This window comes from Streptomyces cacaoi, assembly GCF_006539165.1.
GTDB lineage: Bacteria > Actinomycetota > Actinomycetes > Streptomycetales > Streptomycetaceae > Streptomyces > Streptomyces cacaoi.
Genome location: NZ_BJMM01000169.1, coordinates 1 through 1,244, shown reverse-complemented (window position 1 = coordinate 1,244; position 1,244 = coordinate 1). Strand labels below are relative to the sequence as shown.

The following is a 1,244-nucleotide window of genomic DNA, read 5'->3' as shown; positions in this document are numbered from 1 at the left end:
CCCGCATCTTCGAGGGCGGTGGGGTCAACCAGACGGTGGTGGAGATGGAACGGGGCTTCCTGTTCATCATGTCCATCTCCGACGGCTCCTCCCTCGCCGTCCTCGCCCACCCCGAGGCCGACATCGGTCTCGTGGGCTACGAGATGGCCCTGCTGGTGGACCGGGCGGGCACCGTCCTCACTCCGGATCTGCGTGCGGAACTGCAGGGCAGCCTGCTCAACTGAGAGCAACCGGCAGACAGGCAGTGCGCATCGCGTCGTCGCGCCATAAAGTGCGGGGACGCGATGCCGGGCGCGAGCGTTGAACGGACAGGAAGAGCCGAACGGACGCAGAACGGCACGCAGAACCGTGAGTCGGAGGAGGAAACGTGGCAACGCCCCCAGGAGGTCCGTCGTCGTACGGCAGTGGTCATGAGCCGAGCCAGGACGCCCCCTCGCCCGCTGCACACGGTGACACGCCGTTCCTGAACCGCTTCAACTTCCCCTCCGCGCCCAGCGATCGCGTCCAGCAGGACGGCTCGGGCCCGTACGACCCGCAGGCCGGATACGACCAGCCGGCCGGGTACGACTCGCAGGCCCCCGTGCCGGGACAGCAGGCCCCGTACGCGCCCTCGGCGCAGCCCGGCCCGCTGAGCCCGCAGCCCGCCCCGCAACAACAGTTCCCGCCGCGGCAGCCCGGCCGCCCGGGACAGCCAGCGGCCCCCGCACACGGGGGAGGGCCGGCCCCGCAGGGCCGGCCGGGGTACGAGGGGAGGCCCGGCCCGCACGACGGGCAGGTGCAGCCCCCGCACACCCGCATCCAGCCGGTGCAGCCCGGAACCCGGGACGACGGCGCCGCCCGGCGAGGCGACCAGGCGCCCGGACAGCCGCAGCAGCCGCTGGTGCGTCCGTACGCCATGACGGGTGGCCGGACCCGTCCCCGCTACCAGCTCGCCATCGAGGCGCTGGTGCACACCACGGCCGAACCCGCCCGGCTTCAGGGCCAGCTCCCTGAGCACCAGCGGATCTGCCGCCTGTGCTACGAGATCAAGTCGGTCGCCGAGATCTCCGCACTCCTGACCATTCCGCTCGGCGTCGCCCGGATCCTCGTCGCCGACCTGGCCGAGGCAGGGCTCGTCGCCATTCACCAGCCCGGTGGCGGCGAGTCCAGCGCCGACGGCCAGCCAGACGTGACACTGCTCGAAAGGGTGCTCAGTGGACTTCGCAAGCTCTAGCGGCGGGCCCGTCGGGGGGACTTCCACGACC

2 protein-coding genes are annotated in these 1,244 nt (G+C 72.2%); both read left to right on the top strand.

Translation table 11 applies throughout. The features are described from left to right. A partial coding sequence (locus SCA03_RS34770; protein WP_443098243.1) for a roadblock/LC7 domain-containing protein occupies positions 1-224 on the top strand: 224 nt, incomplete at its 5' end. Positions 225-367: 143 nt separating this feature from the next. Continuing rightward, a complete protein-coding gene (locus SCA03_RS34765) occupies positions 368-1,213 on the top strand; it encodes a DUF742 domain-containing protein (RefSeq protein WP_037852124.1) in 846 nt (281 codons plus the stop codon). Positions 1,214-1,244 lie beyond the last annotated feature (31 nt).